Consider the following 20100-nt stretch of genomic DNA (forward strand, 5'->3'; position numbering starts at 1 on the left):
GGTAGTCGGTCTATCAAACTGCGCGTTCGCACCGGCGTCCCGGCACGGTGGAACGACCCGCGGCCACAAGAGGCTCATCGTCACCACAGAAGGCTTACGCTGAGGATGTGACCTCGCCGTATCCCAGCTCCGGCCGACCCGCCGACCTGCCGGAATTGCAGGACGCCATCGTGGTGGCGGCGTTCGAAGGCTGGAACGACGCCGGCGACGCGGCCAGCGACGCACTGGACCACCTGGATGCGATCTGGGAGGCCGAGCAGATCGTCGAGATCGACGACGAGGCGTACTACGACTACCAGGTGAACCGGCCCGTGATCCGCCAGATCGACGGCGTCACGCGGGAGCTCGTGTGGCCGTCGATGCGGATCTCGCACTGCCGTCCCCCGGGCAGCAACCGCGACGTGGTGCTCATGCACGGCGTCGAACCGAACATGCGGTGGCGCACCTTCTGCGCCGAGCTGCTGGCGATCGCCGACAAGCTCAACGTGACGACGGTGGTGATCCTGGGGGCGCTGCTGGCCGACACCCCGCACACCCGCCCCGTTCCGGTGTCGGGTGCGGCCTACTCCTCCGAGTCGGCGAAGTTCTTCGGGCTTGAGGAGACGCGCTACGAAGGCCCGACCGGCATCGCGGGCGTGTTCCAGGATGCGTGCGTGCAGGCCGGGATTCCCGCGGTCACGTTCTGGGCGGCCGTGCCGCACTACGTGTCGCAGCCGCCCAATCCCAAGGCGACGGTCGCGCTGCTGCGCAGGGTCGAGGACGTGCTCGACGTCGAGGTGCCGCTCGCCGACCTGCCCGCCGCGGCCGAGGAATGGGAGCAGGCGGTCACCGAGATGACCACCGAGGACGACGAGATCGCCGAGTACGTGCAGTCGCTGGAGGAACGCGGCGACGCCGAGGTCGACATGCACGAAGTGCTCGGCAAGATCGACGGGGACGCGTTGGCGGCCGAATTCGAGCGCTACCTGCGGCGTCGCGGCCGCTGAGGTATTTCTCGCCGGGCTACTTCTCTTCCAGCGCCTCGATGCGCGCGCTGGTCGACCGACCGAGCGCGGCGGCCTCGGCGTCGAGTTTGGGCAGCAACTCGGGGGTGAACCTGCGGATGTCCCGCTCGCCGAGCGGGCTGGACACCAGCGGCCGGATCCACCGGAAAACCCCGACCCACTCCGGGCAGTAGATGCGCTTCTTGCGGCCCTCGATGCCCTTGACGAATGCGGCGCCGCACGCGTCAACGGTGGTGGTCCGGTTCAGCGGTGGCGGCAGTTTGGAGAGCATCTCCCGGAACGCCGACAGGTCCGCCTTGGCGTCCTGCACCAGCGGCGTGTCGATCCAGCTCATGTGCGCCGAGCCGACCTCGACACCGAGGTGGGCGACCTCCAGGCGCAGCGTGTTGGCGAAGTACTCGGCCCCGGCCTTGGACGCGTGGTAGGCGGCCAGGCCCGGCGCGGAGGTGAACGCCGCAAGTGAGGACACCACCAGCACATAGCCGCGGCGCGTGATGACCGACGGCAGCGTGGCCCGCACGGTGTTGAAGACGCCGACCACGTTGATGTCGACGACGCGCTTGAACGCCTCGGGGTCGACCTGCATGACGGAGCCGAAGCTCGCGATGCCCGCGTTGGCCATCACGATGTCGATGCCGCCGAACCGCTCGACCGCCGCATCGGCGGCCTTCTGCATGGCGGGCAGGTCGCGTACGTCGGCGACGGCTGTCAGTACGTGCTCGTCGCCCAGTTCGGCGGCCAGCGCGGCGAGTGGTTCCTTGTCCAGATCGGTGAGCACCAGTTTGGCGCCCTTTTTCCGCAACCGCCGGGCCACTTCTTCGCCGACGCCGCGTGCGCCTCCCGTGATGAAGACGACCTTGCCGTTCACTGTGCTCATGGCCGTCAACTTACCGCCGCGGTTACCCCAGTTCTATACCCAACAGTGCGTCGACAGCGGTCGCGACGGTCCGGGGCGCCGCCGCGTCGTGCCCCCCGTAGGTCAACGCATCCTCGACCCAACCATCCACTGCGGCAAGGGCTTTCGGAGTGTCCAGATCGTCCGCGAGGTACTGGCGCACGCGCGCCACCACATCGGTCGCATCAGGACCGGCCGGCAGCGCGGCTGCGCTGCGCCACCGTGCCAAACGCGCTTCTGCCTCGGCGAGCACCTGATCGCTCCAGAACCGGTCCGACCGGTAGTGGCCGGCGAACAAGCCGAGCCGCACCGCCGAAGGATCGACCCCGTCGGCCCGCAGCCGCGACACCAGCACCAGGTTGCCGCGGCTCTTGCTCATCTTGTGCCCGTCCCAGCCGATCATGCCGGCGTGCACGTAGTGGCGGGCGAATCGCCGCTCCCCCGTGGCGGATTCGGCATGGGCGGCCGAGAACTCGTGGTGCGGGAAGATGAGGTCGCTACCGCCGCCCTGGATGTCCAGGCCGGTGCCGATGCGGGTCAGCGCGATCGCCGAACACTCCACATGCCAGCCGGGGCGGCCGGGACCGAACGGCGACGGCCAGCTGGGCTCGCCGGGACGCTCGGCGCGCCACAGCAACGCGTCGAGTTCGTCGGCCTTGCCTGCGCGGTCAGGGTCGCCGCCGCGCTCGCCGAACAGCCGCAGCATGGTTTCGCGGTCGTAGCCGGATTCGTAGCCGAACTGCACGGTGGCGTCGGCCCGGTAGTACACGTCGGGATACTCGGCGTCGTCCACGACGTAGGCCGCGCCCGAGGCCAGCAGCTTCTCGACCATCTCGACCACTTCGTCGATGGCCTCGGTGGCCGCCACGTAGTCGCGCGGCGGCACCACCCGCAACGCGGTCATGTCCTCGCGGAACAACTGGGTCTCGCGATCCCCCAGCTCGCGCCAGTCCAGGCCGTCGCGGGCGGCCCGCTCGAACAGCGGGTCGTCGACATCGGTGATGTTCTGCACGTAGTGCACGTGATGCCCGGCGTCCAGCCACAGCCGGTGCACCAGGTCGAACGTCAGATACGTGGCGGCGTGACCGAGGTGGGTCGCGTCGTACGGGGTGACACCGCACACGTACATCGTGGCGGTGGGGCCTGGCGAGACCGGGCGGATCTGCCGGTCGGCGCTGTCGTAGAGCCGCAACTGGGGGCCCTGCCCCGGCAGTACCGGGATGGTCGGCGCCGGCCATGCTTGCATGGTCTCGACTCTAAGGTGCTCGCTCAGATCGGCCTCCCGCCGGTCAGTACCACGCAGTTCAAAGAGACAGACAACGATGCACTCCGATCCATTCCCGATCCACCGGAATCAGGCCGCACCGATCGCGTCGAGCAGCACGGGCGCCAGTTCGGGGCGGCACATCACGAAGTCCGGCAGGTACGGGTCGGCCCGGTTGTACACGAGCTCGGAGCCGTCGAGGCGCGACGCGTGCAGCCCCGCGGCCAGCACCACCCCGGCAGGCGCCGCCGAATCCCATTCCCACTGGCCGCCGGCGTGGATGTAGGCGTCGACATCGCCGCGCACCACCGCCATGGCCTTGGCCCCGGCCGACCCGATGCGCACCATCCGGAAGTCGAGGCGCTCCCGCATGCGCCACAGCACCGCGGGCGGCCGGTTGGAGCTCGCGGTGATCAGGATCGGACCGTCGCTTCGGGGTGCGGGTGGGGTAACGGTGTCGCTGCGGTACACCTCACCGCGGGCCGGAAGAGCCACCACGGCGTCGGTGAGGCCGGGCCCGCCGATCCGGTGCCGCTGCCACAGCGCGATGTGCACGGCCCAGTCCTCCCGGCCGGGCAGTGAGAACTCCCGGGTGCCGTCGACGGGGTCGACGATCCACACCCGGTCGGCGTCGACGCGCGCGAGGTCGTCGACGGCCTCCTCGCTGAGCACCGCGTCGCCCGGTCGCGCCTGCGCCAAGCGATCCAGGATCAGGGCGTTGGACCGCCGGTCGCCCTCGTCGCCGAGGTAGTACGGGTCGTAGAAACCGATCTCCTCGCGGACACCGATGAGCAGCTCTCCGGCCTCCTCGGCCACGGCGGCAGCCAGGTCGGCATCGGTCGAGTGCATACAACAAGTATCTGTGCCGCCGAATCGCCGAGCAGCGCCGGGTTGGCCCGATGCCGGATTCGGGGCGGAAATTGGTGCCAGGGCCGGGCTCGGGACGCCGTTAGATTCGAATGATGAGTTTGCCGGAGCCCCTCAGAAGCACCCTGAGCGAATATGTGCGGCCCTACCTGGCGGCAGGCTTCTGGGATCTCGACGACGTCACGTGTTGGGCGTTCGACCATGCCGAGGGTCTCGAGGAGCACCGCGACGAGGTCACCGCCCTGGTCCGCGCGATGTGGCAGGACCGACTCGTCGAGCAGGCCCAGTGGCCCGACACGGGCGACTACGGTCGCCTGCAAAGCGTCTTCGAGCAACTGGAATCGGAATCGATCGTGGCTCGAATGTGCTTCTCCTGCTGTGGAACCTGCGCCTACCACGACATCGCGAGCGAGGCGACGTGGGTTGCGGACGGCGGCATCCGCGAGATCGGCTACGTGTACTTCCATCAACAGGACGCGTACGAACTCGGCTACCCCGAGCCGGCGGTGTACCTGGGCTTCGGCTCGTTCAACCCCCACCCCGCGTTGCCCGAGGCGATCCGCAGCGCCGCGACCGCAGGCGACGAAGCCGCGATGGACGAGGCGCTCGCGCAGACCGACGTCATGGTCGGCACGCGCGTCGTCGAAATCGCCACGGGCCATGGGCTGTCGGTCACCTGGTCGGGGTCGGCCGCCGAACGCATCGAGGTGCGCCTGCCCCAGTGGCGCAAGCCGTTACCGCAGTAGGCGCTAAAACGCGGGCCAAGGAATGGGCCTGCGCCGGTCCGGCGTGGGCATCACGGGATTGTCCAGCAGCGCAACGATTCTCGCGCGCAAGGCGGCGATCTCGGCCCGCGTGATGTGCCCGCGCAACTGCTCGTCGAGTTCGGCGAAGCCGTCACGCAGCGCCGCGACATCGGCCAGCGTTTCATCGTCGACAGGTTTGCCCGCCCAGCCCCACAGCACCGTACGCAGCTTGTCCTCGACGTGCAGGCTCACGCCATGGTCGACGCCGTAGACGTGGTGGTCGACGCCGCAGAGGACGTGGCCGCCCTTGCGGTCGGCATTGTTGATGAGCACGTCGAACACCGCCAGCCGGAACAGCCGCGGATCGTCGGCGTGCACCAGGGTCACTTCGTCGCCGCGGTAGTCGTAGGCCTGCAGGATCGGCAGGAACCCCGGCGGAATGTGGCCCGCCGGAAGCAGATCGACCAGATCCGGGCCGGCATCGGGCACGTCGTCCGCCTCGGCGGTGTCACCTGGTTGGTCGACCCACAGCTGGAGCATGCCCGGTCCGGCGGGGCCGTCACGGATGATGGTGTGAGGCACGACATTCCAGCCGAGCGCGGCAGAGACCAGGTATGCGCTCAGCTCGCGGCCGGCCAGCGTGCCGTCCGGGAAGTCCCACAGCGGCGCCTCGCCCCGCACGGGCTTGTACACACAATGCACCTGCCGGTCGTCGAGTTGGGCCTCGCACAGGAAGGTGGCGTTGCTGGCCGAACGGATCCGGCCGATCACCGTCAACTCACCGTGGGAGAGAACCTCGCCGTCGCGGCCGCTAGCCGTCGGCGTCATCATCCCCTCCGGCCACCTCGCCCCGCCGGTAGCCGTTGGTGCGGACACAGATGTGACCGTCGGGATCCAGCGGTTCGTCACACAGCGGGCACGGCGGCCGGCCGGCCGAGATCACCCGGTTGGACCGCGTGGCGAATTCCCTGGCCGACTCGGGGGTGAGGAAAACCCGCACGGCGTCCGGGCCCTCCTCGGCGTCGTCGAGCACCACCGACGCGTCGAACTCGGCATCGGAAACCGCGAGCAGCTCGACCACGATGGTCTGCGCCTCCGAATCCCAGCCCAGCCCCATGGTTCCGACCCGGAACTCGGCGTCCACCGGTGTGATGAGCGGCCGCAGGTCGGCCACCTCGCCCGTGTCGGGCGGGATGGGCGTGCCGAACCGGCGGTTGATCTCGAGCAACAGCGCGGCGATCCGTTCGGCGAGCACCGCAACCTGCTGCTTCTCCAGGACGACGGAGATCACCCGTTTGTCGTGGACGGCCTGCAGGTAGAACGTCCGGTTACCGGGTTGGCCGACCGTCCCGGCCACGAAGCGGTCGGGGGTGCGGAAGACGTGAATTGCGCGGGCCATGGCTCCTCCCAAAATACCGGTAGCGGCGCCGCGGGTCAGTCGGTGGACCCACCGACGACCGCGTCGGTGGCCGGCTTCGCGGCAAGCCCGGCGCTCAGTTGCGGACCGGTGTGGTTGATGTGCACGACGAACGGCCTCAGGTCGGTGTAGCGAATCACACTCATCGACGCCGGGTCGGCGGTGATGCGCTGGAAGCCGTCGAGGTGGATACCGAGGGCGTCGGCCAGCACCGCCTTGATCACGTCGCCGTGCGTGCACGCGACCCAGAGCACGTCGGCCTCATGCTCCTCGGACAGCGCGCGGTCGGTCTCGCGGATCGCGGCGACTGCACGCGCCTGCACCTGGGCCAGCCCCTCGCCGTCGGGGAACACCGCGGCCCCGGGCTGCGCCTGCACCACCTTCCACAGCGGTTCTTTGACCAGATCGGCGATCTTGCGCCCCGTCCAGCTGCCGTAATCGACCTCGGTCAGGCGGTCTTCGACGATCGGCCGCAGCCCGAGCGCGGCGGCCAGCGGCTCGACCGTGCGTTCGCAGCGCAGCAACGGTGACCGCACGATCGCGCGCACGGGCAGCTCGCCGATCCGGTCCACCACGGCCGAGGCCTGCTCGAGCCCGCGCTCGTCGAGATCCACGCCCTCGGACCGGCCCGCGAGGGTGTGTGCGGTGTTGGAGGTCGAGCGGCCGTGCCGCAGCAGGATGACGGTCATTGTGCCGCCATCACGCCGGTGCCCAGCAGCGTGAGCACCACCACACCGAGCACCACGCGGTACCCGACGAACCAGTACATGCTGTGCGACACCAGGAATCGCAGGAACCACGCGATCGCGGCGAAGCCGACCACGAACGCGATCACGGTGGCGACCAGCAACTGTGGGCCGCTGGCGCTCATGCCCTCCCCGACCGGGTGGAACGCGTCGGGCAGCGAGAACAAGCCGGACGCGAACACCGCGGGAATGGCCAGCAGGAACCCGAACCGGGCCGCGAGCTCGCGGTCCAGGCCGAGGAACAGACCCGCGCTGATGGTCGCGCCGGAGCGCGAGACGCCGGGAACCAGGGCCAGGCACTGGGCCAGGCCGACGACGACGCTGTCGCGCCACGTGAGCCGCTCGACGTCGCGGGTCTGGCGACCGAAGTACTCGGCCGCGGCGATCACCGCGGAGAACACGATGAGCGCCGATGCCACCAGCCACAGATTGCGTGCACCGGTGCGGATCTCGTCCTTGAACAGCAGACCGAAAACCCCGATCGGGATGCTGCCGATGATGACGTACCAGCCCAGCCGGTAATCGGCGTTGCGGTGTGCGGCGACGAACAGGCCGTTGAACCAGGCAGTGATGATCCGCCAGATGTCCCGCGCGAAATAGACCAGCACTGCCAGTTCGGTGCCGAGCTGGGTTACCGCGGTGAACGAGGCACCCGCGTCGTCGTCGAAGAACAACCGCGAGGTGATCGCGAGATGCCCGGAGGACGACACCGGGAGAAACTCGGTGAGGCCCTGCACGATCGAGAGCACGATCACTTGCAGCCACGACATGGCCGGGACGTCAGTCACGACGACGACCGTACCGTGAGGGAAATGTCAGCGAGCTGTGCGCGGTACGGGCTGCGCGTCGGCGACCGCGTCGCGCACCGTGGCGGACAGGCTCCGTTCGTCGGTGAGGTCGATGTCGGTCAGTTTGCGGGTGGCGACGGCCACCACGTCCTCTTCGCCGGGAACCGGGCCCGACAGCCGCGGGCGGTACACCTCGACGAGCAGCTGCTGTCGCTCGATGTGGAAGGAAAATGTCCGGCCATCGCCGACTTGGCCAAATCCGCTGGCGTGTACACCAGTGGAAATGTCTTCGATAGCAAATTCCCGGCTACCCAATTCCCGGTCTGCGGAGAGGGTCATGATTCGCACCATACTCTTGCATATGCAAGTACGTAGGCAGACGCGACCAAATCCCCGCACATGCCCGGCCGGGGCGCCTGCCTAGACTGGCTGGTCAACCGTCCGAACCTGATCGAGAGCCATCCGTTGCGCCTAATTTTTGCAGGTCAGGCCCGTCGCATGGGCCTGGCCGCACTGGCCCTGCTGCTGCTGGCCGGGTGCTCGTCCAATCCGGCCGACACCCCGCCGCCCACCATCGAACCCGCCAAAGCCGCCGTGTCCCCACCGGTGACCGGCGCACCGGACGGCATCGTCCGGCCCCTGAGCGGCCATGCACAGGCCGCGGTGTTCGACCCGGCGACCGCGACACTGGCAATACTCGGGCCCGGCCCGGCGGGCCAGTCCACGCTGACGCTGATGGCGGGCGCACAACCGCCCCGCACGGCGTTGCTCGAAGCCACGGCCACCGCGCTCGCCGACACCGGCAGCGGCACTTTGCTGCTGGCCACCCGCGGCGGCTACTTCCGGATGGATCTCACCGACGCCGCAGCGAAGCCCACCAAGATCGCCGTCGACGGTGCCACCGACGTCGATTTCACCGCGATCGCGGTGCGCGCCGACGGCAACGTCGTGCTCGGCAGCTCCGACGGAGCCGTGTACACCTTGAATTCCGAGCGCACTGTGGGCGCCACGCTGAAGACGTTCGCCCGAGTGGATTGGCTTGTCACCCAAGGCAATACCGCCGTCGTACTGGACCGCGGGCAGACCTCGGTGACCACCGTCGACGAAACCGGCACCAAGGCCGAACACGCGCTGCGGGCCGGCGAGGGGGCCACCACCATGGCCACCGACCCGCACGGCCGCGTCCTGGTGGCCGACACCCGCGGCGACGAGCTGCTAGTGTTCGGGACCGGGCCGCTGATCATGCGTCAGCGCTATCCCGTGCCCGCCGCGCCGTACGGCCTGGCCGGATCGTCGCGGCTGGCCTGGGTGTCACAGACGGCTTCGAACACGGTCATTGGTTACGATCTTGACACCGGCATCCCCGTCGAGAAGGTGCGATATCGAACCGTGCAACAACCGAACTCCCTGGCCTACGACGACAAATCCGGCACTCTGTATGTAGTGTCCGGCTCGGGAGCAGGTGTGCAGGTGATCACCAACGCAGGCAAACCATGACGGCCATCCAACGCGGCCGGATGCCACCGGGCTGGGACAAAGTGGTCGCGGAAGACTCGTCCGACGAATACGACTGGATTCCGCTGCGGCTGCCACCCGATGTCACGAGGGTCAGCGCCTCGATCCGGCTGTCGATCGAAGCGGAATACCGGGGCTGGGAGCTGACCAGGGTCCGGGCCTATACAGACGGGAGCCGACGGGTGCTGCTGCGCCGCAAGAAGACCAATTCCGGTATGCCGGACCAGCCGGCGCTGTGATGTACGCCGCGCTGCGGCGGGTGCTGTTCCTGGTGCCCGCCGAACGTGTCCATGTGTGGGTCTTCGGCCTGCTGCGGCTCGCGACGGGCCCCGCGGCACTGCGGCGCGCACTGGCCAAGCGGCTCGCGCCAAGTGACCCGGTGCTCGCCAGCACGGTGTTCGGCGTGCGGTTTCCGGGCCCGCTGGGCTTGGCGGCCGGGTTCGACAAGGACGGCCGCGGACTCGACACATGGGGCGCGCTGGGCTTCGGTTACGCCGAGGTCGGCACCGTCACGGCGCAAGCCCAGCCGGGCAACCCGGAACCGCGGCTTTTCCGGCTGCCGGACGACCACGCCCTGCTGAACCGCATGGGGTTCAACAACAAGGGCGCGAGCGCGCTGGCTCAGCGCCTGACCCAGCACACGCCCGACGTGCCGATCGGGGTGAACATCGGCAAGTCGAAGGTCACCCCACCCGAGAAGGCCGTCGACGACTACGCGCACAGCGCGCGGCTGCTCGGTGCGCTCGCGTCATTCGTCGTGGTCAACGTCAGCTCACCGAACACCCCGGGCCTGCGAGATCTGCAGGCGGTGTCCTCGCTGCGGCCGATCCTTGCCGCCGTCAAAGCCGAGACCACCAAGCCGGTGCTGGTCAAGATCGCACCCGACCTCTCCGACGCGGACATCGACGAGATCGCCGACCTGGCAGTCGAATTGGGGCTGGCGGGCATCGTCGCCACCAACACCACGATCTCGCGCGACGGACTGCAGACGCCTGGGGTCGCGGACCTGGGCTCCGGCGGCGTGTCGGGGCGGCCCGTGGCCCGGCGGTCGCTTGAGGTGCTGCGCCGGCTGTACCGCCGCGTGGGCGACAAGCTTGTGCTGATCAGTGCCGGTGGCATCGAGACCGCCGACGACGCGTGGGAGCGGATCACCGCCGGGGCGTCACTGCTACAGGGCTACACCGGATTCATCTACGGCGGCGGCCTGTGGGCCAAGCAGATTCACGACGGCATCGCGCAGCGCCTGCACGCCGGCGGATTTTCGTCTCTGGCCGACGCGGTGGGCTCGGCCAATCCCCGCTGAGGCGGCCCAACCTGAGCTTGTGTACGAGATTCCGCTGATTTCTCGCACACAAGCTCAGGTTCGTGGCTACTTCTGCTCGTAGGTGCCGTAGATGACGGCGCGGGCGATGGCCTGGCCGAACAGGTTGAAGCCGAGATAGGCCGGGGTGGCGCCGTCGGGCAGGCCGAGCGACTCGACCGGCAGGGCGTGCACCGCGATGTAGTACCGGTGCGGGCCGTGGCCCGCCGGCGGGGCGGCACCGATGAAGCGCTTGAGGCTCGCGTCGTTGGCCAGCGTGACCGCGCCGCCCGGCAACTCGCTACCGTCACCCGCGCCCGCGGGGAGCTCGGTGACCGACGCGGGCAGATCGGCAACCGCCCAGTGCCAGAAGCCGGACGCGGTGGGTGCGTCTGGGTCGTACACCGTGACCGCGAAGCTCTTGGTCTCCGCCGGGAAACCCGACCAGCTCAGCTGCGGCGAGACGTCCGAGCCGCCCGCGCCCATGATGCCGCTGACCTGGTCGTTGCCGAGCGGCTGGCCATCGGTGACCGATTCGGAGGTCAGCGTGAAGCTCGGCAGCTTCGGCAGGTTGTCGTACGGCGATGTGGTCATCTGATCCCCTTCGTAAACGTCGGTCAGCAGTTTTGCAGGAAGTGTTCCAGAACGTTGGCCCCGAACTGCAGGGCGTCGACCGGCACCCGCTCGTCCACACCGTGGAACAGCGCCGCGAAATCCAGGTCCGGCGGCAGCCGCAGCGGTGCGAACCCGAAACACCGAATACCCAATCGTTGGAAGGACTTCGCATCGGTTCCGCCGGACAGCATGTACGGCACGATGCGGGCCTGCGGATCCTGCGCGAGCAGCGACGCGTTCATGGCGTCGACCAGATCCCCGTCGAACGTCGTCTCGTACGACGGCAGATCGCGCTCCCAGCTGCGCGTCACGTCCGGACCGATCAGCTCGTCGATCTCACGTTCGAAGGCCTCCTTGCGGCCCGGCAGCACCCGGCAGTCGACGACGGCCTCGGCAGTCGCCGGGATCACGTTGGCCTTGTATCCGGCCTTGAGCATGGTCGGGTTGGCCGTGTCACGCAGCGTGGCCGACACGATGCGGGCCACCCCGCCGAGCTTCTCGATCGTCACGTCGAGATCGGGTGAATTCACGTCGAACGAAAAGCCGGTCTCCTCGGACACCGCGGCCAGGAACTGCTCGACCGCGTCGTTGAGGATCAGCGGGAACCGGTGCCTGCCGAGCCGGTCCACCGCGCCCGCGATGGCCGTCACCGCGTTGTCGTCGTGCACCATCGACCCGTGCCCGGCGCGGCCCCGCGCCGTCAGTCGCATCCACGACAGGCCCTTCTCGGCGGTCTCGATCAGATACAGGCGGCGTTCACCACCGTCCTTGCGCGGCACGGTCAACGAGAACCCGCCGACCTCACCGATCGCCTCGGTGACGCCCTCGAACAGGTCGGGCCGGTTGTCCACGAGCCACTGGGCGCCGTAGGTGCCGCCGTGCTCCTCGTCGGAGACGAACGCGAACACCAGGTCGCGGGGCGGCACGATGCCCGCACGTTTGAAGTGGCGGGCCACCGCGATCATCATGCCGACCATGTCCTTCATGTCGACCGCGCCGCGGCCCCACACGTAGCCGTCCTCGATCGCGCCCGAGAACGGGTGCACGCTCCAGTCGGCGGGCTCGGCGGGCACCACGTCGAGGTGGCCGTGGATCATCAGCGCGCCACGCCGCGGGTCGGCGCCGGCCAGGCGGGCGAACACATTGCCGCGGCCGGGAGCCCCCGCCTCGACGTATTCGGTCTCGTAACCGACTTCCTGCAGCTTGTCGGCCACCCACCGGGCACATTCGGCTTCGGGTTTCAGCGTCGCCGGGTCGCCGGTGTTGGAGGTGTCGAACCTGATGAGCGCGCTGACAAGGTCCACAACCTCGTCGGCGCTGGCCGCGGGGACAGTCACAGTCACCATTCGTACCATTGCCGGCGGAGCTGTGTGGGCCTGCGGGTTCGGCGGGTCCGGCCGACCTGGTTTGGGCCAAAGCCACTTGATCCGATAGCCTTAGGCGCCCAACCCCGCGGGGTTGGCCACGAGTCCGAGTGGCGGAATGGCAGACGCGCTAGCTTGAGGTGCTAGTGCCCTATTAACGGGCGTGGGGGTTCAAGTCCCCCCTCGGACACAGTGTGAGTCGAGTCGTTGGTTACAGATCACCCCGGCCTTTGGTCGGGGTTTGTTGGTCGGGCCAGTAATTGCGGTCTGGGTTGATGTGGTGGCCGGCGATGAGGTGGTAGCCGGTGTTGCTGATGACCGACACGGTGGTGGTTACCAGGATCAGGACCGGGGCGCCGACGTGGCGGCCTCCGATGCCGAGGTGGTGTAGGTGGCTGCCATGACGCCATCAGCTGAACCGTCCTGGTCTGGGTGGAGACCGTCGTTATGCCACGTCCGGTATGGACGTGACGGTGTCACGGTAGCGGTTTTCGTAAGTGGTCGGCGAGAGGTAGCCCAGCGCAGAGTGAAGGCGGCTGGTGTTGTACCAGTGCACCCACGATGCGGTTTCTCGTTCGACCTCCGCGCGGCCGGACCAGGTTTTCTCTCGGTTGATCAGTTCGGTTTTGTAGAGTCCGATCGCCGATTCCATCAACGCGTTGTCCAAGGCGTCGCCGACCGAGCCGATGGAGCCGGCGATGCCCGACTCGCGCAGGGCGTCGGTGAACGCCAGTGAGGTGTACTGACTGCCCGCATCGGAGTGATGCACTAAATCTGTTGTGGTGAAACGGAAATCGGTTCTGCGCCGGGTGAACACGGCCTGCTCGAGAACGCTGGTCACCAACGGCGCGGCCTTGGTCGGCATCACCCGCCAGCCCAGGATCCTTCGCGAGAACACGTCGACGCAGAACGCGGTATAGACGAACCCTTGCAGCGTCGGGAACCCACAACTGATCGGGTCTGGTCGGTGCACCCCATTGACGGTCGATCAGATCCGGGTGCCGCGGCGCGCCCGGGTCGGCGGTGGTAGTCACGGTGCGCCGTGTGCCGCGCACGATCCCCGCGATCGGAGCAGATCCGCATCAACCGGCCCACCTGATCGCGGCCCATGTCGTGACCGGCGTGTTTCATCGCATGCCACATCTTGCGGACCCCGTAGAGCCGCCGGTTGGCCACATACAGCCGATGCACGACGTTGGCCGCGTGCGCCTCCGCCCAGGCGGCATCGCTGACCGGACCCCGGACACAAGGCCCGCGTAGTAGGTGGACGGGGCGATCGGCAGGCCGTGCTCGGCGAGCACGGTGCAGATCGGGTCGACCCCGAACCGGTGGCGGTGAGCGTCGATGTACTCGACGACCACCGAATGCGGCGGTCGACCTCCGCCGCCGCGAAAAACGCTGTCGCCGTCTTCAAAATCTCATTGGCCCTCCGCAATTCGGCGACCTCCTTGCGCAGCGACTTCAGTTCAGCGTCCTTCTCATCGGGAGCCGCACTGGTGGTCGAGTCCATCGTTCCGTAACGGTTCTCGACCCAGCCACGCAGCGTGTCCTGGTTGATCCCCAACAACTGCCCGACCTGCTTACGCGCAGCCAGCTTCGAATCCCCGGTCTGCGCGATCCGGTCGTGATACATCCGCACAGCCCGCTCACGGGTCTCTGGGTCAAACTTCCTCGGTGCAGCCACAACCACATCCTCCTGGTGCGATCAAGGACTCCACCAGACCCAGGACGGTTCAAGCTGCATCCACCGCTTATGTTCCTGGGTGCCCTGCCGGTGGAAGATGCTCGCCGAGACCAATCCCGAGGCATACGTGTAAGCCGCCGGCTGCGCGCCCAGTACCAGCTCGGCCACGGCCCATAGCAACGCCTTCGGTGCCGGCACCCCGCCACACGCGGGCTCCATGCCCAACTCCAAACATCCAGCCTCCAAAGGGAAGCTCTTTCTGAAGTCCTCCGCCAACGTCACGGCGTGGGTGTCGCGGGTCGAACACCGGCGGGGTGCGGTCTGCGGAAGCGAACGACTCCGCTAATGGCCTCTCAGCAAGCTCGGCGGCTCCAGCCAAGATCAAGAAGCATTCGCAGCCCCTGCGATTTCGGCGAGGCCGATCGCGCGGCTCAGATTGGCACTGATCCCAAGGTGATCGGCGTTGCCGCGCGCGGTGGCGTTGTTGAGCAGTTTCATCGTGCCGGTGGCGATGAGCAGCAGTGCCAGTAACCCCATCAGGATGGTCGTCGCTAAACGCATATGTGCGTCCTCAGCCGGCGGCGGTGCAGGGGTTGCGAAGTCGGCCCAGGCCTTCGATGGCCGAATACACGATGCTGCCGGGAGTGAGGTAACGCGGTGGGGTGCGTGAGTATCCGACGCCGGACGGGGTGCCGGTGAAGATGAGGTCACCGGGCATCAGTTCACAGATGCCGGACAGGTGACTCACAAGGTCTTCGACGGTGAAGATCATCTCGCTGGTGCGGGCCTGCTGGACGATCTCGTCATCGAGCGTGGTCATGATGGCCAGGTCGCTCGGGTCGGAGAGTTCATCGGTGGTGGTGATCCACGGGCCGATTGGACTGAACCCTCGATGACTTTTGGCGAGACTGAATTGCGGTGGCGTGCCTTCCATCTGGGAAGCCCGCTCCGAGATGTCCTGGCCGACACAGTATCCGGCCACATGACTCATCGCGGCCTCTGGCGTGATGTTGCGGCCACCGCGGCCGATGACCGTGACCAGCTCGACCTCCCAGTCGCAGGTCGGCGCGGGTAGCGGGATGCTTGCGCCCGGGCCGGCCAATGAAGAGGCGAATTTGGTGAAGATCAGTGGCCGGTCGGGAACGGCAAGGCCGGTTTCTGTGCTGTGGTCGGCGTAGTTGAGCCCGACGGCGAAGATCTGTCGGGGAGCGGTCACCGGTGGGCCGAGCAGGCTGAGGTCGTCGAGCAGGTCGGCTTCGGTGAGGGTGACGTTCGGTTCGGGCTGCGCAGTCGCGTAGAACGTCCGGAAGTCATCGAGATTGGCGATCGCCGCGTCGGGTTGACTGGGCAGTGACCCTCCGGACGCTTTGGCGAGATCGACAATCCCGTCCGGGGTGATCGACACGGCGCGGCCGGCCAGGTTGGCGAGTTTCATGGCTTTCCTTTGCAGGCGACAGAGGGGTCCGGTTCTAGTGCGATGAGCTGAGCTGGTTGGTGCACCAGCCGTGCACCACGTCGGCATAGCCGCAGGTGTGGAAGAGCATCAGCTGATGGACGGCGTCAGGATGGATGTGTAGCTGGACCGGTCCGCCGGTGGCATCGGCGACCATCTTGGCGATCTCAGGGGTGAAGATGGGATCCTTCTCCCCGACGGCGAACAGGATCGGTTTGGTGTTGTCGGCCAGCGCGACGGCCGGGTCATAACGCAGGATCGACCCCCAGGCGGCGAGGTCATAACTCCAGGTGTTGAGCGGGTCATTGTGTTTCTGCACGCCCGCTCCACGGAACCCGTAGTCCTCGTCGAAGTTGATGTATTGGTCGATGTCGAATCGCAAAGCCGTGCCGAAAAAGGCGGTCATCTGCTCGAACGCCTCGGAGCGAAAGGGGTTGTCGGCGGGAATCAGTGGCGAGGACGGTATGGCGAATCCCATCAAAATGGCGCCGGCGTGGGAGTCTGACGCCGCATAGGCACAGTAGGCGGCGGCTGCGCCCAACGACGAACCTTTGATGAACACCGGCAAGCCGGTGTGGGTGGCGATGTGCTCGGTCACGTTCAGCGCGGCGTCCACCCACTCCTGCAAGGTGAATTGGCCGGCACGACGATCGACACACGAGCGGCCATGGCCGGGAGCGTCCATGCACCACACCTCGGCGCCTCGTTCGGCGTAGTGTGCCCCGAACTTGTCGTAGATCCCCCCGTGACCTCCGATCCCATGCTGTACCAACAGGACATGGTCAGCCCCGGGTCCGGCATACCGGTAGGCGAAGGTGTCGCCGATCATGTGTTCTTCGCGTTGCATTTCGCATCTCCTCGCTGAGTGTCTGACAGCGGTCTTATCCGTTTGGTGTCAACGTGTTTCGGCCTTAGGGGCGGTGCGCAAGCTCTCCCGTCGCGACGGCGAGGTGGCCGCAGAGTCACCGGCCGAGAACACCGGACTCCACCGGCCGCTGGTGTCCTCAGCAGCCTGCTCGCGCGCCCACGTGAAATGGTGCCGGGCCGATGCCAACAGCAACGGACCGGCGACGAGTCCGACCACAGCGTATTTCAGGTCGGCGCGGCGGGTCTCGAAGAGGATGCTGCCGGCACCCCCCACGCCCCAGACCCACAACACAGCGTTATAGGGGCCTACCAACTCCGGCGGTAGGCCTTCGGCCTCGTCGAGCCACGGGAACAGCCCGAGCCGCCGTGTCCAGGGCCAATCGATGAAGTGCACGACCACCGATGCCAGCGAGATGCCGGCGTTAAATGCCAGCGCCGCGTCCTCCCCGCGCCAACGGCCCCGCGCGGCGCTGCGCAACAGCAGCGGTGGTGCAGCCGCCCACAAGACGTTGGTCACCCGCCGGCCCAGCCAAGGCTCCAGGAAAACCCCGAGACCCGCCCACCGCTCGAACCAATTGTGGCCTGCGCCTCCCAGCGTGGCCAGGATATTGAAGACCTGGACCGACGAACGTGTCCTTGGTTTCCGCGCCATTGCATCCTCCCGCAAATTGTTGATGATCATCAACATGATGGAGCCGAGGCTATCGTCAGATGTTGATGCTCGTCAACATCTGCCGTTATGCTGGATGACATGACAACTGCCAAGCGACAGGGCCGGCCGCCGGCTGCCGAGACTCCGGCGGCATTGCCGGATATTTTGTCCACGGCATTGAAGATGTTCGCTGAGAAGGGCTTTGAGGGGACGTCGGTCGCTGCGCTCAACCGTGAACTGGGCGTCAGTCACAATCTGATTCATCAGCGGTTCGGGTCCAAGGAGGGACTGTGGTACGCCGCGGTGGACTTCGCGTTCGGTGAAGTCCACGAGCAGATCACCGTCGACACAGAGTTGGCCGAGCGCGACCTGATGGAGGCAGCACGTCAGACCATCGTGCGGTTCCTGGTGAGCCACGCACGCCGCCCGGAGCTTCTGCGGTTGGTCACCGTCGAAGGCGCGACCCTCAGTGCGCGCCTCACCTACCTCCACGAGGTTCATGTTCAGCCGCTCTACGCTCGCCTTACCGAGCCCCTGAAGGTGCTCGTCGACAGTGACGTATTGAACGCCGCCGACGTGCGCAGCCTGCACTTCCTGGTCGCCCACGGGGGCACGGCGCCGTTCAGCCTGGTGCCGTTTGCCCTCATGCTCGAACCCGACGACCCAACCGAACCTGCCGCCATCGAGCACCACGCCGAGTTTGTCGCCGACATGCTCATCGCGGGCCTGCGGGCGCGTGTCGCGGCAAGGGAGACGTCATGAAAGTCACCCTCACCTTCGACAACGGCCCTACCGAAACGACCGCCGAGGTTCTCGACATTCTCGGTCAGCGGGACATCAAATCCACGTTCTTCGTGATCGCCGGCCAACTCACCGAACCGAGTGCGCGTGCCCTGTCGGAACGAGCAGCCTCCGAAGGTCACTGGATCGGCAACCACACCTTGACTCACAGCATCCAGTTCGGCGATGCCCCAACAGATCTAGCTTTAGTCACCCGAGAGATTGGGGATGCAGAAGAGATCATCGGCACTTTGGCCCGACCGGTGAAGTTGTTCCGGCCTTACGCCGGCGGCGGCGTGCTGGGCCGACGCGTCTTTAATCCTGCCGCGATCGACTACCTGCAACGGCACGACTACACCTGTGTGCTGTGGACGAGCGTGCCGCACGACTGGGACCAGCCCGACCAGTGGGTGCAGCGATGCCTCGATGACATTGCCCACCAGGACTGGAGCGTCGTAGTCATTCACGACCTACCCACCGGAGCCATGCAGCACCTGCCGAAATTTCTCGACGAACTCACCGAGCGAGGCGCCGACATCGTCCAGGACTTTCCCGAGCCATGCATGCCCATCTACAACGGAATCCGCACCGCCGACCTCGACCATTTGACGACAAGCCTTTGACCCGACGATACGAACCAACCCCTCGGGCACACACTTGAGGCGACACGAATTGAGTCGGCAGTCGCCGTCACTCGCTGGAGATGTGAGTCGATGTCGCTAGTCACCGGAGCCGATTTGGCGACGAAGGTGCCGGCGCACGACCGTGCGTACGACGCGGCGTCGTGTGCGGGCGAGCGGGCCGGTCGCGCGGATCTTGTGGGCGAAGCGTTCGCCGGACTGCTGCAGACGGTCTTTGACTTCGTCGATATCCGTGTCGACCAGGCTGTGGTGGCGTTTGCGCCAGTGCCCGCCGATCATGACCGCTTCGATGTTGGCGATGCTCGCCTGCAACGCCGCGGCGATCGGGTCGTGGGCCGGCCACAGGTTCAGTGCGCGGGCGTCGATGACGACGAGATCGGCTTGCATGCCGGGGGCGAGGTGGCCGACCTTGTCGGCCATGCCGAGCGCGCGCGCACCGTGGACGGTTGCCCACGACAGCGCCTGCTTGCTGCTGAGCCCTGCGCTGGGCGCGCTCAGCCCGGTGCGGTGGAACTCCTGCTCGTGGGCCAGGCCTCGTTGGTGGGCCAGGGTGATACGGGCAGCGGTGAGAACTTCACCGGATACGGCCGTTTCAGTATCGGTGCCGAGTGACGGCGCCCCGCCGGCATCCAGCAGTTTTTCGGTGATTGCCGTGCAATGTCCTTGACCCAGTTCGTTTTCCGGTGTGGTCGTGAAGGTGACTCCGGCGTCGGCGAGTTTCTTGACCCATCGGTCGGTCAGCCCGGTGCCGTGCACGATGTTGGCGTGTGGGCCCCACAGGCCAGCAGTGCCGACGGCATTCCAGCCGTGTCCTGACGTTCCGGCGCTCTGGTGCATCGATGCGATCAGGCCGCGGTCGACGGCGGCTCGCAGGTCCGCGATCGCCACGTCAGGTGCAGAGAGTTGCGGGCCTTTGATTGCCATCCCCAGCGTGAGTAGAGGGTTTCTCGCGATGGGACCGCAGAGGAGGCGGTCGACTTCGGACATGTCATGGGGTTTGGTAGGACCGCCGTGAGGTGTGCCGTGAAAGAAGACCGCACGGATGCCGGCAATATTCAGTGCGTCGATAGCGGCGTCGGCATGGGCCGGGGTCAGGCAGTTGTGACACCAGTCGCCCACAGTGGTTGTACCGCAGCTGATTTGGTTCAGCGCACCAGCCATTGTCCCGATGTGCATATCGTCGGGGCCGTATCTGCGGGCGACGTGGCCGTGAGTGTGGGCCAGGTATTCCAACAGCGACCAGTCTCCGCCGGCGAACCGTAGCGCGGTCTGCCACGTGTGCAGGTGCGCGTTGACGAGCCCGGGGATGACGATGCGGTCCTCAAGGTCGACAACGTCGGCGCCAATCGGATCGAGGTGGTCGCCCATCGCCGCGATGCGATCGTCCTCGACGAGGACGTCGATGCGTTCGGTGTCGGGACGATGCGGCGCCATGGTGATCACCTGCGCACCGCGTAGCAATATTCGCGCCACTGCTCGCCTCCCACTTCCCATTAACGGAT

General features: G+C 67.0%; 22 protein-coding genes, 1 tRNA gene, 1 pseudogene and 1 other annotated feature. Of the genes and pseudogenes, 8 read left to right on the forward strand and 16 right to left on the reverse strand.

Going from position 1 to position 20100, the window contains the following annotated elements:
• Positions 1-107 precede the first annotated feature (107 nt).
• Entirely contained in the window at positions 108-986 is an 879-nt protein-coding gene (locus tag G6N67_RS35305) for a PAC2 family protein (protein WP_036439165.1), read from the forward strand.
• A gap of 16 nt (positions 987-1002) precedes the next feature.
• Here G6N67_RS35305 and G6N67_RS35310 read toward each other — a convergent pair whose 3' ends face one another.
• From G6N67_RS35310 to G6N67_RS35320, 3 genes are all read right to left on the reverse strand, one after another.
• Positions 1003-1881, reverse strand: a complete 879-nt coding sequence (locus G6N67_RS35310) for an SDR family oxidoreductase (RefSeq protein WP_036439163.1) — start codon at positions 1879-1881, stop codon at positions 1003-1005.
• 22 nt (positions 1882-1903) lie between these two features.
• The gene (gene mshC / locus G6N67_RS35315) at positions 1904-3145 is read right to left on the reverse strand and encodes a cysteine--1-D-myo-inosityl 2-amino-2-deoxy-alpha-D-glucopyranoside ligase (RefSeq protein ID WP_036439161.1); all 1242 of its coding nucleotides are present in this window, start codon (positions 3143-3145) and stop codon (positions 1904-1906) included.
• 108 nt (positions 3146-3253) lie between these two features.
• Positions 3254-4012 carry a 3'(2'),5'-bisphosphate nucleotidase CysQ gene (locus G6N67_RS35320; protein ID WP_036439159.1) on the reverse strand — a complete coding sequence of 253 codons (759 nt, stop codon included), beginning with the start codon at positions 4010-4012 and terminating at the stop codon, positions 3254-3256.
• Positions 4013-4125: 113 nt separating this feature from the next.
• Between G6N67_RS35320 and G6N67_RS35325 the strand changes: the two genes are divergently transcribed.
• On the forward strand, positions 4126-4776 hold the full coding sequence (locus tag G6N67_RS35325; RefSeq protein WP_131524811.1) for a DUF6891 domain-containing protein: 651 nt from the start codon (positions 4126-4128) through the stop codon (positions 4774-4776).
• Between the two features lie 3 nt (positions 4777-4779).
• Here the strand turns inward: G6N67_RS35325 and G6N67_RS35330 are convergent, their stop codons facing one another.
• The 5 genes from G6N67_RS35330 to G6N67_RS35350 are packed head-to-tail and all read right to left on the reverse strand — an operon-like array spanning position 4780 to position 8066.
• Complete coding sequence (locus G6N67_RS35330) at positions 4780-5604, reverse strand: Rv2133c family protein (RefSeq protein ID WP_036439155.1); 825 nt, start codon at positions 5602-5604, stop codon at positions 4780-4782.
• Positions 5588-6175, reverse strand: coding sequence for an Rv2134c family protein (locus G6N67_RS35335; protein WP_036439153.1), 588 nt, complete (start codon positions 6173-6175; stop codon positions 5588-5590). Before G6N67_RS35335 ends, G6N67_RS35330 begins: the two co-directional genes overlap by 17 nt.
• 35 nt (positions 6176-6210) lie before the next feature.
• Positions 6211-6882 carry a histidine phosphatase family protein gene (locus G6N67_RS35340; protein WP_036439151.1) on the reverse strand — a complete coding sequence of 224 codons (672 nt, stop codon included), beginning with the start codon at positions 6880-6882 and terminating at the stop codon, positions 6211-6213.
• Entirely contained in the window at positions 6879-7709 is an 831-nt protein-coding gene (locus G6N67_RS35345; RefSeq protein ID WP_036439149.1) for an undecaprenyl-diphosphate phosphatase, read from the reverse strand. Before G6N67_RS35345 ends, G6N67_RS35340 begins: the two co-directional genes overlap by 4 nt.
• Positions 7710-7754: 45 nt before the next feature.
• Positions 7755-8066 carry a hypothetical protein gene (locus tag G6N67_RS35350; protein ID WP_110798671.1) on the reverse strand — a complete coding sequence of 104 codons (312 nt, stop codon included), beginning with the start codon at positions 8064-8066 and terminating at the stop codon, positions 7755-7757.
• Positions 8067-8225: 159 nt separating this feature from the next.
• Between G6N67_RS35350 and G6N67_RS35355 the strand changes: the two genes are divergently transcribed.
• From G6N67_RS35355 to G6N67_RS35365, 3 genes are read left to right on the forward strand one after another with little or no spacing between them, the layout of a single operon-like run.
• Positions 8226-9224, forward strand: coding sequence for a YncE family protein (locus G6N67_RS35355; RefSeq protein WP_051579142.1), 999 nt, complete (start codon positions 8226-8228; stop codon positions 9222-9224).
• The gene (locus G6N67_RS35360; protein ID WP_036439146.1) at positions 9221-9481 is read left to right on the forward strand and encodes a DUF5703 family protein; all 261 of its coding nucleotides are present in this window, start codon (positions 9221-9223) and stop codon (positions 9479-9481) included. Before G6N67_RS35355 ends, G6N67_RS35360 begins: the two co-directional genes overlap by 4 nt.
• The gene (locus tag G6N67_RS35365) at positions 9481-10545 is read left to right on the forward strand and encodes a quinone-dependent dihydroorotate dehydrogenase (RefSeq protein WP_036439145.1); all 1065 of its coding nucleotides are present in this window, start codon (positions 9481-9483) and stop codon (positions 10543-10545) included. The genes G6N67_RS35360 and G6N67_RS35365 overlap by 1 nt, the downstream gene beginning before the upstream one ends.
• Positions 10546-10611: 66 nt before the next feature.
• Here the strand turns inward: G6N67_RS35365 and G6N67_RS35370 are convergent, their stop codons facing one another.
• Together G6N67_RS35370 and G6N67_RS35375 are read right to left on the reverse strand one after the other, a co-directional pair.
• Positions 10612-11136: a YbhB/YbcL family Raf kinase inhibitor-like protein gene (locus tag G6N67_RS35370; RefSeq protein WP_036439143.1), complete on the reverse strand. Its 525-nt coding sequence runs from the start codon at positions 11134-11136 to the stop codon at positions 10612-10614.
• 23 nt (positions 11137-11159) lie between these two features.
• Positions 11160-12503 carry a M20/M25/M40 family metallo-hydrolase gene (locus G6N67_RS35375; protein WP_036439141.1) on the reverse strand — a complete coding sequence of 448 codons (1344 nt, stop codon included), beginning with the start codon at positions 12501-12503 and terminating at the stop codon, positions 11160-11162.
• Between the two features lie 122 nt (positions 12504-12625).
• Between G6N67_RS35375 and G6N67_RS35380 the strand changes: the two genes are divergently transcribed.
• Positions 12626-12711 (forward strand) — tRNA-Leu (locus G6N67_RS35380).
• A 255-nt stretch (positions 12712-12966) separates the two neighbouring features.
• On the opposite strand, the pseudogene G6N67_RS35385 reads toward G6N67_RS35380, so the two are convergent.
• The 5 genes and pseudogenes from G6N67_RS35385 to G6N67_RS35405 form a co-directional block, all read right to left on the reverse strand.
• Positions 12967-14205: pseudogene (locus G6N67_RS35385) on the reverse strand (IS3 family transposase).
• Positions 13790-13921: a sequence feature (AL1L pseudoknot), on the reverse strand. It overlaps the preceding pseudogene by 132 nt.
• Before the next feature lie 381 nt (positions 14206-14586).
• Positions 14587-14766 (reverse strand): DoxX family protein, encoded by a 180-nt coding sequence (locus G6N67_RS35390; RefSeq protein ID WP_081812763.1) that lies wholly within the window; start codon positions 14764-14766, stop codon positions 14587-14589.
• Between the two features lie 10 nt (positions 14767-14776).
• Complete coding sequence (locus G6N67_RS35395) at positions 14777-15640, reverse strand: fumarylacetoacetate hydrolase family protein (RefSeq protein ID WP_036439137.1); 864 nt, start codon at positions 15638-15640, stop codon at positions 14777-14779.
• A gap of 34 nt (positions 15641-15674) precedes the next feature.
• Positions 15675-16505: an alpha/beta hydrolase gene (locus tag G6N67_RS35400; protein ID WP_036439135.1), complete on the reverse strand. Its 831-nt coding sequence runs from the start codon at positions 16503-16505 to the stop codon at positions 15675-15677.
• A gap of 48 nt (positions 16506-16553) precedes the next feature.
• Positions 16554-17213, reverse strand: coding sequence for a hypothetical protein (locus G6N67_RS35405; RefSeq protein ID WP_036439133.1), 660 nt, complete (start codon positions 17211-17213; stop codon positions 16554-16556).
• A gap of 63 nt (positions 17214-17276) precedes the next feature.
• Between G6N67_RS35405 and G6N67_RS35410 the strand changes: the two genes are divergently transcribed.
• Both G6N67_RS35410 and G6N67_RS35415 read left to right on the forward strand, forming a co-directional pair.
• Positions 17277-17939 carry a TetR/AcrR family transcriptional regulator gene (locus tag G6N67_RS35410; protein WP_036440493.1) on the forward strand — a complete coding sequence of 221 codons (663 nt, stop codon included), beginning with the start codon at positions 17277-17279 and terminating at the stop codon, positions 17937-17939.
• A complete protein-coding gene (locus tag G6N67_RS35415) occupies positions 17936-18580 on the forward strand; it encodes a polysaccharide deacetylase family protein (RefSeq protein WP_036439131.1) in 645 nt (214 codons plus the stop codon). The genes G6N67_RS35410 and G6N67_RS35415 overlap by 4 nt, the downstream gene beginning before the upstream one ends.
• A gap of 96 nt (positions 18581-18676) precedes the next feature.
• Here G6N67_RS35415 and G6N67_RS35420 read toward each other — a convergent pair whose 3' ends face one another.
• Entirely contained in the window at positions 18677-20092 is a 1416-nt protein-coding gene (locus tag G6N67_RS35420) for an amidohydrolase family protein (RefSeq protein ID WP_268951234.1), read from the reverse strand.
• Positions 20093-20100 lie beyond the last annotated feature (8 nt).

The organism is Mycolicibacterium mageritense, from assembly GCF_010727475.1.
Taxonomy (GTDB): Bacteria; Actinomycetota; Actinomycetes; order Mycobacteriales; family Mycobacteriaceae; genus Mycobacterium; species Mycobacterium mageritense.